The sequence below is a fragment of the uncultured Corynebacterium sp. genome (assembly GCF_947253065.1).
Taxonomy (GTDB): Bacteria; Actinomycetota; Actinomycetes; order Mycobacteriales; family Mycobacteriaceae; genus Corynebacterium.
Window position 1 is genome coordinate 1 of record NZ_CAMXWS010000041.1, and the last position, 14,998, is coordinate 14,998.

A 14,998-nucleotide genomic window follows, 5' to 3' on the forward strand; every position below is an offset into this window, starting at 1 on the left:
AGAGTTGCCCTGCTCGATGGCCTGCTTCTTACCGGACTCAAGCTGACCGCCCATCTCAGCACGGATCTGCTCGAGGCGGCTGTGACCAGCCATCTGGATGCCGGCCTGCTCAACCTCAGCCATGCGGCCCTGAACGGAGCTCTGCGCAAGCTCAGCCTGGCCGAGGGCCTTGGAGTATCGGCGCTCGATCTTTTCCCGCACCTGGTCCAAGTTCGGGGTAGCGCCATCGGTGATGGAGTTCATCGACTGCAGGGACTCGGAGACCTTCTCCTGCATCTTGGCCTGCTCAAGCTGGGACAGCAGCTTGGAACGCTCAGCGACCTGCTGCTGCAGCTTCATGGAATTTCGCTCCACTGCCTTCTTAGCCTGCTCAGCCTGCTGGAGTGCCTGGTCGTGCAGAGCCTTGGTGTCTTCCACGCCCTGCTCAGCGGTGACCAGCTGAGCAGCGAAAGCTTCCGCGGCGTTCTCGTACTCGGTGGCCTTGGCATTGTCGCCCTCAGCGCGGGACTTATCAGCCAACTGCAGAGCCTGCTTGGTATTCGACTGCAGCTTCTCTACATCAGCCAGGCGGCGGTTAAGCTGCATCTCCAGCTGGCGCTGGTTACCAATCACGGCAGCAGCCTGCTGAGACAGTTCCTGGTGCTGGCGCTGCGCTTCACCGATCGCCTGCTCGATCTGGATCTTCGGGTCTGCATTCTCTTCGATCTTGTTGTCGAAGAGGGCCATCAGGTAATTCCAGAATTTGCTGAAGGGATTAGCCATGGTCGTGTAAATAGCCTTTCTACGACGCAGTGTTCAACCACGTCACGTAATTCGTCGCTAACGGTTCAATCGTAGCGGAGCCCCGCCACATGCGCGGGGTGTGTTTAGACCTCTGCTGCAGCGGGCGGGGTATGCGCCAGCTCGTCCTCCATGGACTGGAGAGTCAAGTTTGCAGCTGCCTCAAGCAGCAACTCGGACACCGTGGTATCCAATGCCACGCAGACGGAGGCAAGAAGTTCGGACGAGACTTCTTTGCGGCCACGTTCCAACTCGGAGATATAGCCCGGGGAGACTCGTGCTTCGTCCGCAAGTTCGCGCAGCGTCACGCCTTTGTCGGCGCGGAAAGCACGCAAGGACATGCCAAGTGCTTCACGAAGAAGCGGTTCGCGGACCCTGCGGGATGTCGACTTAGGTGCGTGCGCCACACCACGGTCGTGCAGACGGGCCGACGGGGCGGACTTGTAATTGAGCGTCGTTGTAGTTGCCATCACGTCGTTCAACGGTTCTCCCCTTCGTTTTGTTCCCGACTCACTTCATGCATTACGGCAACCATAGCGGCTGCCACGGACAGTTGACGGATTTCTTGTCGATTCCCCACCACCACGCGCACCGGCTCATCATGGTCAGGCGCCAATGCGAACCGCGTCAGCTCTGGGTGATTGGCGATATCGGCCAGAATCGCCGAAGCCGGGTGCGACACCGTACGACTCGGTCCAGCCACCGCAATATGAACCTCGCCAACCGGATGCCCATCCTGTGGGTCCGGGCCAGCCACACCGGTCAATGCAACACCCCACGTGGCACCACAAGCTTTCTGCGCACCACGAGCCATATGACGAGCAGTAGAGGCAGCCACCGGACCGTGGGTCTCCAGGATGGAAGACGGCACACCTGCCAAAGCTTCCTTCAGATCCGTCGCGTACGTGACCAGTCCCCCACGCAAAACCTGCGATGCACCCGGAACCGAAGCCACGGTGGAACAGGCCAAACCGGCAGTCAAAGATTCACAGAACGCGAGGGTCTCTCCGCGCTCGGTCAGGGTGCGGACGAGGGTGGGGGCACTTGGGACGTCGATAAGCATGCTCTCGCTCATGCTGCCGTCCTGTTCGCCTTCGCACCATCAACGAGGTACTGCACGCCGGTGACCACCGTGACCACCACTGCGATGAGCATGACCACCAGCGTCGGCATATCCATCCAGCTCGGCAGTGGGCACAAGTACATACCCACGCCAACGGATTGCAGCACGGTCTTGAGCTTGCCACCCTTCGATGCCGGCACGACCTTTCCACCGCGCAACAGCACCATGCGCCACAATGTAATACCCAGCTCACGCACCAAAATGACGACGGTGATCCAGATCGGCAACGGGCCGGCAATATTCAACGTCACCAGCGCTGTGATCATCAGCGCCTTGTCAGCGATCGGGTCCGCAATTTTGCCGAAGTCAGTGATCAGTCCACGGGAACGGGCAATATCGCCGTCCAGCTTGTCCGTAATCATCAGCGCCACGAACAGACCAAACGCCCACCACCACCGTTCGGTGAGCACGAGCCACGCTAGGACTGGGACGAAAATGATGCGCAACGACGTTAAGACGTTGGGCACATTCCAATTCGAGGGCTTCTGCTGGGATGGTGCATTCACACCCCCAACCCTACATTCCATGTCGCGCGCTAGACTTCGCGCCCATGAGCTATTTCATTGCGACTTACACGTATGGCGACAAATCCCTCGTTCAAGAAACCCGCCCAGCGCACCGCGACTTCATCGGCACGCTCAAAGCCGAAGGCAAAGTGATTGCAGCTGGCCCTTTCGCTGGTGACGAGCAGTCCATCATCATCGTACGTCTGGACGAAGGCGCATCCATCGCTGATGCCGAAGCATTGCTTGCCGACGACCCCTACCTCGCCGCCAACGCCCTGGCCGACCGGGAGATCCGTGAATGGACCCCGGTCATCCGCGCTTGGGACTAATCCGAGTTATTTCTTCCGGCCACCGCGCGCGACGTCCAAATGAGCGGTCTCACGCGAACCGGTCGCGGTGTGATCGCCCTTGCCGGACGTCGCTGGGTCATCGACCCACTCGATGTGATGGCCCTGGGCGTCCACCTTGCGACGATTCCCGTGATCGTCGTAGTCAATATGGTACTTCTGCTCCTCACGGCTGGAACGCCCGGCCTTGACATCCGCGCGCTCCTTAATGATCGACGCCACCGCCGTCACCGCCAACACCGCAACAATGACCACCAGCGACAGCACGGTGCTGACCTCTGGCACATTGACGTTCTCGCCACCATTAATGAACGACAGATTGTTCTCGTGCAGAGCATGGAGCAGAAGCTTTGCACCGATAAAGCCCAGCACGACCGCCAGGCCGTACGGCAGGTACACCAGCTTGTCCAGCAGACCGTTCAGCAGGAAGTACAGCTGACGCAAACCCAGCAGCGCGAACGCATTGGCGGTGAACACCAGGAATGCTTCCTGTGTGATGCCGTAGATCGCCGGAATGGAATCGAAGGCGAACATCACGTCGATGAAGCCAATGGACAAAAGTGCAACGAACAGCGGAGTCACTGCCTTCTTGCCAGCTTCCGTAACCGAAAACAGACGGTCACTGTGGTACGACTTGGTCACCGGAATGACCTTGCGCAGGGTCTTGACCACGAACATGTCATTCGGATCCGGATCTTCCTGATCAGTGGCCTCATCATAGACCATCTTGATCGCGGTGTACAGCAGGAACGCAGCGAAGATGTAGAACACATCGGACCATGCCTCGATGATCACTGCGCCCAGCAAAATGAACAGCAAACGGCAGATCAGCGCGATCACAATGCCGATGAGCAGCACCTTCTGCTGATATGCACGCGGGATCTTGAACGCACCCATGATCAGCGCAAAGACGAAGAGGTTATCCACACTCAGGGATAACTCGGTGATGTAGCCGGTGAAGAACTGCACGCCGTGCTCAGCGTCCCACAGCCACCACACGATGCCACCAAAAATGCATGCCATGAGCATGTAGAACGCGGCCCAGCCGCCCGATTCTTTCATCGTCGGCTCGTGCGGGGTACGCACGTGCGAAACGAAGTCAAAGATAAAGAAGCCGAGAATCACTGCTGAGGTGATCAGCCAAATAGAAAGGGGCACATGCATGATGAAACCTCCGGTTGAGATGAAAAATAACCGGAGGTCTCCCCCACCCTTTTTCATGGTGGGCCGCCTGGACCGGGAACCTCATAACTGGGTTAGCCGTGTTGACGATCCAAGGCGCTTTTGGGGTACTCCCCTCCAACAGGAAGCAACCCTACTTGATCATTGAAGCGAGCACATAGCCCGACATTCGAAGGCGAAAACTAGCCGTGGATCTGGATTACATCCCGCCGATAAAAGCCCAGGTCAATTTTCGCGCACGGGGCAATCATGTAATCGAGATCCACTTGTTCTCCATCGAACTTCCTAAAACGCCCCACCGGTCGGGTTATAGGTCGCTTTCACCGTCTGGGCATCGGAGCCGGGGTCGGTGTCGGCGGGGGTGTCAGTGGAGGCGTCGTTAAGCGCTTGCTCTTCGAGCACTGCCTTGGGCGCTTCGGCGGGGTCGGCCCCCTTGATCATCCACTGGATGGTCTCGAGCTCCTCGGGCTTGACCAAGACTTCGCGGGCCTTGGACCCCTCGGACGGGCCGACGACACCGCGGGACTCCATGAGGTCCATCAGGCGACCCGCCTTGGCAAAGCCGATGCGGAGTTTGCGCTGCAGCATTGAGGTGGAACCGAGCTGAGAGGTGACAACGAGCTCGACGGCTTCGAGGAGGTCGTCCATGTCCTTGCCGATCTCTTCGTCGATTTCCTTTTTCTCCGGGGCCTTTTCCTCGGTAACGCCCTCGGTGTAGTGCGGTTCGCCCTGCTGCTTGACGGCATCAACGACAGCCTGGATCTCTTCGTCGGAGACAAATGCACCTTGGAGGCGCTGTGGTTTGCCGGCACCCTGCGGAATGAACAGCGCGTCGCCCATACCAATGAGCTTCTCCGCGCCACCCTGGTCGAGAATGACTCGGGAATCGGTCAGCGAGGACGTCGCAAATGCGAGGCGCGACGGAACGTTGGTCTTGATCAGGCCGGTGACCACGTCAACAGACGGACGCTGCGTAGCCAAGACAAGGTGGATGCCCGCGGCACGTGCCTTCTGGGTGATGCGGACGATCGAGTCCTCGATTTCCTTCGGGGCGGTCATCATGAGGTCGGCAAGCTCATCGACCACACAGACGATGAGCGGGTACGGGCGCATCTCACGCTCGGATCCTGGAGGTGCGGTGTGCTCACCGGAACGGACCTTCTTGTTGAAGTCCTTGATGTGACGCACGCGCGCGGACTTCATGTCCATGTAGCGCTGCTCCATCTCTTCAACAAGCCACTGCAGTGCGGCCGCTGCCTTCTTCGGCTGAGTAATGATCGGAGTGATCAGGTGCGGGATGCCTTCATACGGGGTCAGCTCCACCATCTTCGGGTCAACGAGGATGAGTCGGACCTCTTCCGGCGTTGCGCGGGTGAGCAGCGAGACCAGCATCGAGTTCACAAATGCGGACTTACCGGAACCAGTTGAACCAGCCACGAGCAAGTGCGGCATCTTCTGAACGGATGCAGAGACAAAATCGCCTTCAATATTTTTGCCCAGACCGATCAACATCGGGTCCTGCTCCGAGCGCACATTCGGCGCATCGAGGACGTCGCGGAGGCGGACCATCTCGCGGTCGGCATTCGGAACCTCAATACCCACAGCGGATTTGCCAGGAATCGGGGTGAGCAGGCGGACGTTGTCCGTCGCCACCGCATAAGCCAGGTTGGACTGCAGGTTCGTGATCTTGGAAACCTTTACGCCAGGCCCAAGCTCGACTTCGTAGCGCGTCACTGTCGGACCACGCGAGAATCCGGTGACCGCAGCATCGACCTTGAATTCTTCAAAGACTTCGGTGATCGCTTCGATCATCCGGTCGTTGGTTTCCGTGCGAGTCTTCGGCGCGTTGCCCGGAATGAGCAAGCTTGTCGACGGCAGGTCGTAGTCACTTTCGCCCTCCGGTTCCCGCACGGCAGGAGCGTCAGCCTGCTTTTGCTCCTTCTCCGAATTCGGTATGGAAGCGGGAATGGAGGAAGCATCGATGCCCGAGCGGGCGATGATCTGCTTGCGCATTTCTTCGCGCGCTTGGGTCACTGCGTCGTTTTCATCCGAGGCGTTGTCCTGCACCGCTTCGATAGGTGCGGTATCAGATGGCTTTGGTCCGCGCTTCTTCCGGGCTGGCTTGCTTGCAGCTGCAGCGGCACCAGCCGCGGCGCCGGCACCGGCTGCTGCAGCACCTGCAGCACCTGCAGCACCTGCTCCCGCCGGGGCGCCTGCAGCGGGGAGCTGCTCGGTGAACGCTGCTTCGTCCGCAGCAGAAGAACGGGACAGCACGCGAGTCTCGTTGGACGGCGCGGGGCGTCGACGGGGGGTGGGTTCGGACGGGGCGTCGAAAAGCGTGGGGTCCGAAGCGTCTTCGTCGACGGGATAATTGTCCATCGGCGTGCGTGAACGTTTGCGGGTGCGACTCTTCGTACGGTCCTGCGCCTGTTCGCGTGGGCGACGCTCGCGCCCCTCAGCGATGTCGTCGAGATCCGACTCGACATAGCCGTACATATCGTCGGAGTCTTCATCCTCCGGATCCGGCGTGTGCGCATTGGAAGCGATTCCCTGCAGCAGACTACGGATGTAGTCGACAGACTCACGCACGGTGATGCCGGTAGCCAGCAGTGCTGCATAAACAATCACAAGTCCAAGGAGAGGGACAGCCACAAACGGAGTGAATCCAGCACTCAACGGTCCACCGACGACCGCGCCAATCGCACCACCGGCGATCTTGCGATCAGCCCAATCAGACGGATTGCCCGCGAAAATGTGGATCAAGCCGAGCATGCAAACAGCGATAATGGTCAGGCCAACACCGCTATGGGCGCGCTCAGAAAATGAGTTGCCCAGCCCCAGCATCATCGCAACGGCAATGCCAACGAGCACCACCGGCAAAATCAGTGCACCTGCACCAATGATCCAGTGTGCACCGCTAGCAATAGCAGCACCGACCGGGCCAGCAATATCCAGCCATACCGACGCGCCCAGAACAGCAGCGAGTCCGATCAGGATCAGCCCTAGAGCATCCACGCGGCGTCCGCTGTCGGACATATCTACATCATCAGCATCGTACGAATCGTCCACAGTGTGTGTCTCCTCAGCGCTGTCCGCGTCATAAGAATCGGCTTCCTCATAGGAGTCCTTCGCTTTCCGCTTCCGACGGCGGCGCGAAGGAGCCTTCATGTCATCGAGCAGGTCCTCATTCCGACGTCGACGCGAACCAGCCTTACGGCCAACCGCACCGAAAGCTCCAGTCACTTCACGCGCGGCATTTCCCATGCCACGACCGACGGCGCCGACAGCAGAGCCGACGCGCTCATCAGCGGAGTCGGCTGCGGCCATCGAACCGGCAGAAGAATTGCGGGAATACCCGCTGGTGCGGGCATCACGACTCTTCGGTCCGGTTTTAGAGCGGCCTTTCTGGCGGCGCGAGGTACTCGTGACAGACATGGGCACCACTGTAATGCCCAGACACACCTCAAGTCACATGCGCCACACCGGTGCACCTAATTTTCGGAGTGTCTAGATCTGACGCTTGACCTTCGCAATATCCTGCTGGTCGCCGGTGATCTCAACCTGGACTGAGTCACGACCGGTGACCCACAAAAGGAGCTCGCCCGGTTCACCAGACACACGGACTACGCGATCCCCCTGATCCGCCACGCCCCGCGGACCACCAAGAGTAAGTGGCGGGTGATTCGGCGGAGTGAGCACCACCGGGACAACCGACGAAGAGAGCGCCATCTTCCCCATCAGCTTCGCAGCCTTCATCAATTGATCTTCCACAGCACGGGAGAATTCACGCGGGACGACCTCCCCCCTCCCCCGGCGAACATCTTCGTGGTGAATGAAGTGCTCTGAAGTATTTAAAACCTTATCGAGCGGCTTCAAAAACACCGGCGGGCCCGCTGCCCACTCCTTGACCACGTTTTCAAAAGGACGCTGGCGAATCTTGGCCTCAGCATCCTTCGTCATCTTCTTCAGCTGGGGCAGGAAATACCCGCCCGCCATGTACGGCTGGCGCTCGCGCAGATACAAGTGCGCTGCCAGATCGGCAGTGGTCCACCCCGCACACAAGGTCGGTGCATCTGGGCCGAGTTCGAGCAGGAGGTCAGCTAGTTTTTCACGCTCTTTTTGCTGAAACGACATGGGCCCCAGCCTAGCTTGGCTGGGGCCCATCGGTTCAAGGGGAAGCTGATTCCCCTTTTACAGCGACTCGCGAGATGCTTCGATGTCCTCGTTGCTCAACGGAGTGGTGTCATCGGCGTTCATCGGAACGACGGTCGGCAGAATCACAGGCTCGCGCTTGTATTTCTGCTCGATCGTGCGGGAGATGCGACGACGCAATTGCTGCACCATGCGGTATGGATCATTCTCGCCTTCGGCGGCGAGATCCATCATTGTGTTCTCAACCAGTTCGATGATGTCCGGCAGGACTCCACGGTCATCGTCGACGAGACCTGTGGTGGACACAACCGGACGCTCGATGAGGCGGCTCGTGCGGTCATCAATCACACACGTAATCGAGATGACACCACCGGCAGCCAGGTTCGTGCGGTCTGTCAGGACATCCGGGTCCACGTCGCCCATGGTCGTGCCATCGACGTACAGGTTGCCCACCTGGTACTGGCCAGCGACCTTGAGCTTGCCGTCGACCATGTCCACGACAACACCGTTCTGTGCCAGCACAGTGTTCTCCGGCTTCACACCGGTAGCAATAGCCAGCTCCTTGTTGGCGCGGAGGTGACGCCACTCGCCGTGCACCGGCATTGCATTGCGCGGACGTGCCATGTTGTACAGGAACAGAAGCTCGCCGGCATAACCGTGACCGGATGCGTGAACGTGTGCATCATCGCTGGTGATCACATTCGCACCGATCTGGGCGAGGTTATTGATCACGGCGAAGACTGCTTCCTCATTGCCCGGAATGAGCGAGGAGGACAGGATGATCGTGTCGCCATCGCGGACGGTGATCTGACGGTGCTCACGGCGCGACATGCGCGACAGCGCAGCCATCGGCTCACCCTGTGTACCAGTGGTGATCAGCATGACGCGGTGTGGAGCCATCTTCGCAGCCTCATCGATCGGAACAATGGTTCCCTTCGGCGCCTTGAGAAGGTTCATCTTCTCGGCGATCTCCATATTGCGGATCATGGAGCGACCGTTGAAAGCGACCTTGCGGCCCGAAGCGACAGCGGCATTGACCGCCATCTGCACACGCGAGACATTCGATGCGAAGGACGCGAGAACAACACGCTGCTTAGCGTTTTGCACGATGCGAATGAGATTTTCCTCAATGCCCGCCTCGGAAGCAGAGATACCCGGGATGGTGGCGTTGGTGGAATCGCACAGGAAGAGGTCAATGCCTTCATCGCCGTAACGGGCCAGCGCCGGCAGGTCCGTCGGCTTGTTGTCGTACGGGGTCATATCGACCTTGACGTCACCAGTCATGCAGACGGTGCCCGCACCGGTCTTGATCACGACACCGAGGCAGTCCGGAATCGAGTGACCGACGTGGAAGAAGCGCAGGTTGAACGGACCAACGGTCACCTCGGACTTCGGGTTAACCTCGTTCAGCTTCGGACGCTGACGGTGCTCCTTCGTCTTCGCAGCGATGAGTGCATTAGTGAACTTCGCCGAGTAGATCGGAATATCCGGGCGCAGCTTGAGCAGCCATGGGATAGCACCGATGTGATCCTCGTGGCCGTGGGTGACCACGAGTGCTTCGACCTTGTCCAGCTTGTTCTCAATCGGGCCGAAGTCCGGGAGGATCAGGTCCACGCCCGGCTCGTCGGAAGACGGGAAGAGCACACCACAGTCGACGATCAGCAGACGACCGTTGTACTCGAAGACCGTCATGTTACGGCCGATCTCAGAAATGCCACCCAGTGCGTAGATGCGCAGACCATTCTGCGGCGGCTTCTGCGGTGCAGGCAGACGCTTCGTCAGGTCTGCGCCCTGCATGCCCTTGACGGGGTTGCGGCGATTATCGCCACCGCGACCACCACGACCGCGACCACGTCCGCGGCCACGACCGCGGTTGTTGCCGCCACCGTTATTGCCGCCACCGTTATTGCCACGGCCACCACGGTTGTTACCGTTGCCACCATTGCCACGGTTATTACCGTTTCCGCCGTTGTTGCCACCGTTATTCGGCTTATTGTCGCGGTTGCTACCGCCGGACTTGTTGGAACCGTTGCCCCCGTTGTCGCCAGGTTGAGTATCCGCGGCCTGAAAGACCGGCTGCTGATCTCCGGCCTCTGGCGGGCCCGCCTTGCGGGTCACTTTACGGGAGCGATTGCGGGGTTCGTTCATACTTATAGGACTCCAGCCTTTTCCATATCTTGGCGCAGAGCCTCCATCTGCCGTTCGTCCGCAGGGGCGACGGGCAGGCGGGGGTCTCCGACCTCGATGCCCTGCAGGCGCAGGGCTGCCTTTGCAAATGTCACTCCACCAAGCACTGCCTGCTGTCCAGCAAGCACGGCCATGGTGGTGGCGTTGATTTCCCGCGCACGGGCGAGGTCGCCTTCCTCGAAGCTTGTCACCATTTCTCTCATCAAACCTGGGGCTGCGTGCGCAATAACGGAAATAACTCCGGTAGCGCCGACAGAGAACCACGGCAGGTTGAGAACGTCGTCGCCAGAGTACCAGGCCAGGTCGGTGTCATTGATAATCGAGGTCGCCTCGAGCACATCTCCCTTAGCGTCCTTAACGGCCTTCACTGTGGGCAGCTTGGCCAGTTCACGGATCGTCTCACCAGCAATCGGGATGCCGGAGCGACCCGGAATGTCGTAGAGGCAGATCGGCAATTCTGTAGCCTCCGCGACGGCGGTGAAGTGCTTGAGCAATCCAGCCTGGGATGGCTTGGAATAGTACGGCGTGACCACGAGCAACGAATCTGCGCCAGCATCACGTGATGCCTTGGCCAGCTCAGTCGTGGAACGTGTGTCATTCGTGCCCGCACCCGCCATGATCTTGACGCGGTCGCCCAATTCTTCACGCACTGCCTTGATCAGTGCGATCTTCTCTTCGGACGAGGTAGTCGGCGACTCACCGGTCGTGCCACCGAGGATGAGAGAGTCGACTCCATTGTCGACTAGGTGGGCAGCCAACTTTCGCCCGGTCTCCAGGTCGAGTTCACCATTGCGGTCAAACGGGGTGACCATTGCAATACCGACAGTGCCGAGTTCTTCTGCACCGGTTTGTGCTTTCGTTGAAATGCCCATGGTTATCTAGGGTACATTCTCTTGTCCGTGAATCCGTGTAGCCCTATCCGGCGTAGGGGCTGGTGGCCATCACGGAGCCGTCGGCAAGCGTGCTGATAAGGAAGTCGTCGAAAAGCGCTGGCGCTTGTTTCTTGAGGATTTCCAAGCATGCGACGGCGAGTTCACGGATTTCGGTGTCGGCGTGTTCGCTGGCGCGCGCCGCGATGAATTCTCGCCACGCCCGGTAGTTGCCGGTGACCACGAAGCGGGTTTCTGTCGCATTCGGCAGGATCGCGCGTGCTGCTTGACGTGCTTTTTTCTTGCGCAGCAGGGCGTTCGGTTCGGCTTCGAGGTTGCTCTCTAGAGCCTGGAGGAGCTCTTCGTAGACAAACCGCTGCTCGTCAACGGCGGAAAGGAACATGCGCTTTAGATCTTCGTCTTCCGTGATCGCGTCAGGCACGACCACGGCGGACTCCCCAGCCGGTACGAAGCGCTGCGAAAGCTGTGAGAACGACAGGTGGCGGTGGCGAAGCAGCTCATTGCCAGCTGCGCGCGACAGACCACGCACGTACAACGTCGCCGTCGCGTGTTCGAGCAGCGCGTCGTGGCCGACTTCGAGGATGTGACGCAGGTACGCCTCGTTGCTCGCGGTGTGCGGGTTGGGCTTGTCAAAAGTCTCGTAGCATGCGCGCCCGGCGAATTCGACGAGTGCCTCCGCGTCGGTGGCTACTGGATCCTGCTCCCACTCCACGTCCGCGGGCGCCGCGAACGACGTCGCCGCGATGAGTTGAACGTCTAGCTGTTTGTTCTGCGACATTTACAGTCCCAGGTAGTTGTCCAGCCCGACAGTGAGACCTGCGTGGTCTGCGACCTGGCGGACACCAGTGAGCACGCCGGGCACGAAGGAATCGCGGCCATAAGAATCCTGGCGGATGGTCAGCGACTGGTCGGTGGTACCGAAGATGATTTCTTCGTGCGCGACCATGCCCTGCATGCGCACAGCATGCACCTTCACACCATCAACATCAGCGCCGCGAGAACCATCGAGGGCCTGCTCAGTCGCGTCAGGCATCGCAGACATTTTCGCTTCTCGACGAGCCTCCGCAATCCCCTGCGCCGTCTTCACCGCAGTGCCGGAAGGTGCATCCAACTTATTCGGGTGGTGGTATTCCACGACCTCCGCCGACTCGAAGAACGGTGCAGCCTGGCGTGCGAAAGCCATTGCCAGCACAGCGGAAATGGCGAAGTTCGGCGCGATCAGCACACCAACGCCTTCGTTGGCTGCGCACCAATCGCGGACCTGCTGGTAGCGCTCATCATCAAAGCCAGTCGTGCCAACAACTGCGTGAATGCCGTTGTTGATGCAGAACTCCAAGTTGCCCATCACAGCACTCGGGGTGGTGAAGTCGACGACGACCTCTGCCCCACTGTCCACGAGCTTGTCCAGCGAGTCGCCTGCATCCACTTCTGCCACAAGTTCAAGGTCATCGGCGGCGTTCACACCCGCTACGACTGCCGAGCCGACACGGCCCTTCGCACCGAGAACTCCAACTTTGATAGCCATGATCCGCCTTCCTACTGGCACCTTGCGCCAGCATTACTAATCGTCGTTCTATTCGGGTATCCACCATAGCCCCGCATGTGACCATGCTGGCTTGTCGACGGGCACCAATGCGATTCAGTCCAGCTAAACTAAGACTTATGAAACTCCAGCCACACAAGTTGACAACCGTATTGGTCGCCGCCGCAGCGGGACTTGCCCTGACCGCATGCGGCGCTTCCATCTCTGAACCGTCGATGACCACGCAACCATCCGCCTCCGAAGCTTCCGACTCCTCTACTGAAGCAACTCCAGTGCAGGACGAAGCCACCACCAAGGCTGCATCCATAGACGAGAAGCCAAAGGGTGAGTACAGCACTGAGCCCACCGAAAAATTCGGGGAGGCGTACGGCGAGCTGCGCACCACTGATATTCGTGTCGGCTCCCACGATGGTTTCGACCGTTTGGTCTTTGAATTCGAGGGCACCGGCGATCCGCAGTACCACATTGGCTACAACGATGACCCACGCCAGCAGGCCTCCGGCTTCCCGCTTGAGGTGCCGGGCAATGCGAAACTAGAGATCAATATTCACGGCACATCCGGTGACATGTCTGCCGATGCGAAGTACGCCGGCAAGAAGGAGCTGGGTCTTGCCTCCGGAAATATCGTGGACGTCATCAACGGTGGCTCCTTTGAGGCAGATTCTCAGTATGTCGTGGGCCTCATCAACGAGCGCCCATACCAGGTGCAGGTCCTGCACGAACCGACTCGTCTGGTCGTCGACTTCCAGAACTAATGACGGCTTCACCCCGCACCACGCTGACTCGCCGTGGCAACGTGACGGCGTGGATTTTAGTGGCTCTCCTGATCATCGCTTCAGTCGCGGGCGCATTGGTGTCCCATGCGCGTTCAAACGGTGCGAATAATCTCACGGGCCCAGTGATCCAAGAAATTTCGATCAAGGGCATGAAGTACTTCCCCGCGCAGGTAGAGGTGGATCCGACCACCCCGGTTGTTTTGAAAATCACGAATGAAGATGACCGAAACCACGACCTGAAGATCGGATCGCATTACTCGGGCATCATTCCGCCGGGAACAACAGTCGTCCGCGATTTTGGCACCTATGAATCGGATACCCAGGGCTGGTGCACAATGGCCTCGCACAGGGCACGAGGCATGGTCTTCGACGTGATCGTTACCAACTAGGCAGGCTTCGAGCTAGCTGCGGCTTTGCTCATGATCACGGCTCGCTGAGCTTTGACAGCGCGGGCCAACAGCGGAATAAAAACGACTAGGCACCCGCAGGCCAGCAAGCTGCACACAATCCGCGCAATTGACGACGGCGCGAAGAGCCAACCCACCAATGCGAGGTTGAAGACGAGTACACGCGCTCCTGCCGCACGGTCGAGTTCTTTCAGACTTGCCCGGGTCGCTGCTGGCCCACCCCCGATGGTGACAGGCATCAAATAGCTCATCGTTCCAATGAGCAGCTGTGCAGCAAAACCGACGAGAAGCGGAAGGACGGGGGCGGTGAGGGAATCCAAGTAGCCGTCGATAAGCAATGCCGACGTGCCGAATGTGGTGAGCGCCGCAACGAGCCATGCGACGGCGAGCAACACAGACATGCCCGAATAAGAAAAATGCTCGCGCGGGTTTGTGGAAAACACACCAGCGCACCACGTTTGAAGTGCCCAAGCCCATGCCGCGGTATAAACAAGCACACCGAGCCCGAAAACAAGGGAGCTGCCAAACAGTGCACCAGCGACAGCAAGCACTAGGCCTGCACCGAGAATGACGAGGACATTGCGGGGATGAGCGACCATTGCCTTCATCCGCCACATCGCGGGCAAGAGTACGACTAACGACGTCAACGCCGCGAATCCCACGAATCCGCCGATATTGAGGAGCATGTGCGAGAGCATGACGCGCTGCTCCCAAACACCGCCAAATTCAAGGGCGAGCGCAGCACCGAAGAGGCCACCGACAACTAGAGAAACTGCTGACGCCACATATCCCCATGTCATCGGCCGGAACCGTTTCGTCGGGTCTACAGCAACGATTTGCGCCCCGAGGCTTGCCGCATGCCAACCCAGTGAGCCGACGACCAGTGCAGAGCCGACCCATGTGAGAACCCAGTGCAGCTGGACCTCGTTAAATAGCTGCCCAAGAAGGACAGCAACAACCCCGACATTCAGAATGCGGGAGCGCAATAGTTGGGCCGGGCGTGCTGAATCCGGCAACTTCTGTTGCAAGAAGCGCTCGGTGAGGTTCTGTGACCACACCAGAATGGAATTCGTCAGAATACCCAGAGTGAAAATATGGATCAACA

General features: G+C 59.3%; 15 protein-coding genes. 3 read left to right on the plus strand and 12 right to left on the minus strand.

Annotation, left to right across the window (positions count from 1 at the left end):
* From Q0X21_RS08745 to pgsA, 4 genes are all read right to left on the minus strand, one after another.
* Positions 1-762, minus strand: a 762-nt coding sequence (locus tag Q0X21_RS08745; RefSeq protein ID WP_297851518.1) for a PspA/IM30 family protein, incomplete at its 3' end; no start/stop codon positions are given.
* A gap of 104 nt (positions 763-866) precedes the next feature.
* On the minus strand, positions 867-1,250 hold the full coding sequence (locus Q0X21_RS08750) for a helix-turn-helix domain-containing protein (RefSeq protein WP_297851532.1): 384 nt from the start codon (positions 1,248-1,250) through the stop codon (positions 867-869).
* Between the two features lie 8 nt (positions 1,251-1,258).
* A complete protein-coding gene (locus tag Q0X21_RS08755; RefSeq protein ID WP_297851519.1) occupies positions 1,259-1,855 on the minus strand; it encodes a CinA family protein in 597 nt (198 codons plus the stop codon).
* Positions 1,852-2,430 carry a CDP-diacylglycerol--glycerol-3-phosphate 3-phosphatidyltransferase gene (gene pgsA, locus Q0X21_RS08760; protein WP_297851520.1) on the minus strand — a complete coding sequence of 193 codons (579 nt, stop codon included), beginning with the start codon at positions 2,428-2,430 and terminating at the stop codon, positions 1,852-1,854. The genes Q0X21_RS08755 and pgsA overlap by 4 nt, the downstream gene beginning before the upstream one ends.
* A 23-nt stretch (positions 2,431-2,453) precedes the next feature.
* Between pgsA and Q0X21_RS08765 the strand changes: the two genes are divergently transcribed.
* Positions 2,454-2,738: a YciI family protein gene (locus Q0X21_RS08765; RefSeq protein ID WP_297851521.1), complete on the plus strand. Its 285-nt coding sequence runs from the start codon at positions 2,454-2,456 to the stop codon at positions 2,736-2,738.
* Positions 2,739-2,744: 6 nt separating this feature from the next.
* Here the strand turns inward: Q0X21_RS08765 and Q0X21_RS08770 are convergent, their stop codons facing one another.
* From Q0X21_RS08770 to dapB, 7 genes are all read right to left on the minus strand, one after another.
* Positions 2,745-3,920, minus strand: coding sequence for a TerC family protein (locus Q0X21_RS08770; RefSeq protein WP_297851522.1), 1,176 nt, complete (start codon positions 3,918-3,920; stop codon positions 2,745-2,747).
* Positions 3,921-4,223: 303 nt separating this feature from the next.
* The gene (locus tag Q0X21_RS08775) at positions 4,224-7,373 is read right to left on the minus strand and encodes a DNA translocase FtsK (RefSeq protein WP_297851523.1); all 3,150 of its coding nucleotides are present in this window, start codon (positions 7,371-7,373) and stop codon (positions 4,224-4,226) included.
* 72 nt (positions 7,374-7,445) lie between these two features.
* The gene (locus Q0X21_RS08780) at positions 7,446-8,072 is read right to left on the minus strand and encodes a TIGR03085 family metal-binding protein (RefSeq protein WP_297851524.1); all 627 of its coding nucleotides are present in this window, start codon (positions 8,070-8,072) and stop codon (positions 7,446-7,448) included.
* Between the two features lie 57 nt (positions 8,073-8,129).
* Positions 8,130-10,238: a ribonuclease J gene (locus Q0X21_RS08785; protein ID WP_297851525.1), complete on the minus strand. Its 2,109-nt coding sequence runs from the start codon at positions 10,236-10,238 to the stop codon at positions 8,130-8,132.
* Between the two features lie 2 nt (positions 10,239-10,240).
* Positions 10,241-11,149, minus strand: a complete 909-nt coding sequence (gene dapA, locus Q0X21_RS08790; protein WP_297851526.1) for a 4-hydroxy-tetrahydrodipicolinate synthase — start codon at positions 11,147-11,149, stop codon at positions 10,241-10,243.
* Between the two features lie 43 nt (positions 11,150-11,192).
* Positions 11,193-11,945 carry an FAD-dependent thymidylate synthase gene (gene thyX / locus Q0X21_RS08795; protein WP_297851527.1) on the minus strand — a complete coding sequence of 251 codons (753 nt, stop codon included), beginning with the start codon at positions 11,943-11,945 and terminating at the stop codon, positions 11,193-11,195.
* Positions 11,946-12,692 carry a 4-hydroxy-tetrahydrodipicolinate reductase gene (gene dapB, locus Q0X21_RS08800; RefSeq protein WP_297851528.1) on the minus strand — a complete coding sequence of 249 codons (747 nt, stop codon included), beginning with the start codon at positions 12,690-12,692 and terminating at the stop codon, positions 11,946-11,948.
* Positions 12,693-12,829: 137 nt separating this feature from the next.
* Between dapB and Q0X21_RS08805 the strand changes: the two genes are divergently transcribed.
* Both Q0X21_RS08805 and Q0X21_RS08810 read left to right on the plus strand, forming a co-directional pair.
* Positions 12,830-13,465, plus strand: a complete 636-nt coding sequence (locus tag Q0X21_RS08805) for a hypothetical protein (RefSeq protein ID WP_297851529.1) — start codon at positions 12,830-12,832, stop codon at positions 13,463-13,465.
* On the plus strand, positions 13,465-13,875 hold the full coding sequence (locus Q0X21_RS08810) for a hypothetical protein (protein WP_297851530.1): 411 nt from the start codon (positions 13,465-13,467) through the stop codon (positions 13,873-13,875). The genes Q0X21_RS08805 and Q0X21_RS08810 overlap by 1 nt, the downstream gene beginning before the upstream one ends.
* Here the strand turns inward: Q0X21_RS08810 and Q0X21_RS08815 are convergent.
* On the minus strand, positions 13,872-14,998 hold a 1,127-nt coding region (locus Q0X21_RS08815; RefSeq protein ID WP_297851531.1), incomplete at its 5' end, for a copper oxidase. The two genes, Q0X21_RS08810 and Q0X21_RS08815, sit on opposite strands and share 4 nt — an antisense overlap.

Coding starts and splice junctions, on each gene's coding strand:
- Q0X21_RS08805 (WP_297851529.1), top strand. CDS start 12,830: ATGAAACTCCAGCCACACAAGTTGACAACCGTATTGGTCGCCGCCGCA.
- thyX (WP_297851527.1), bottom strand. CDS start 11,945: ATGTCGCAGAACAAACAGCTAGACGTTCAACTCATCGCGGCGACGTCG.
- dapA (WP_297851526.1), bottom strand. CDS start 11,149: ATGGGCATTTCAACGAAAGCACAAACCGGTGCAGAAGAACTCGGCACT.
- Q0X21_RS08810 (WP_297851530.1), top strand. CDS start 13,465: ATGACGGCTTCACCCCGCACCACGCTGACTCGCCGTGGCAACGTGACG.
- pgsA (WP_297851520.1), bottom strand. CDS start 2,430: ATGGAATGTAGGGTTGGGGGTGTGAATGCACCATCCCAGCAGAAGCCC.
- Q0X21_RS08770 (WP_297851522.1), bottom strand. CDS start 3,920: ATGCATGTGCCCCTTTCTATTTGGCTGATCACCTCAGCAGTGATTCTC.
- dapB (WP_297851528.1), bottom strand. CDS start 12,692: ATGGCTATCAAAGTTGGAGTTCTCGGTGCGAAGGGCCGTGTCGGCTCG.
- Q0X21_RS08765 (WP_297851521.1), top strand. CDS start 2,454: ATGAGCTATTTCATTGCGACTTACACGTATGGCGACAAATCCCTCGTT.
- Q0X21_RS08775 (WP_297851523.1), bottom strand. CDS start 7,373: ATGTCTGTCACGAGTACCTCGCGCCGCCAGAAAGGCCGCTCTAAAACC.
- Q0X21_RS08785 (WP_297851525.1), bottom strand. CDS start 10,238: ATGAACGAACCCCGCAATCGCTCCCGTAAAGTGACCCGCAAGGCGGGC.
- Q0X21_RS08755 (WP_297851519.1), bottom strand. CDS start 1,855: ATGAGCGAGAGCATGCTTATCGACGTCCCAAGTGCCCCCACCCTCGTC.
- Q0X21_RS08780 (WP_297851524.1), bottom strand. CDS start 8,072: ATGTCGTTTCAGCAAAAAGAGCGTGAAAAACTAGCTGACCTCCTGCTC.
- Q0X21_RS08750 (WP_297851532.1), bottom strand. CDS start 1,250: ATGGCAACTACAACGACGCTCAATTACAAGTCCGCCCCGTCGGCCCGT.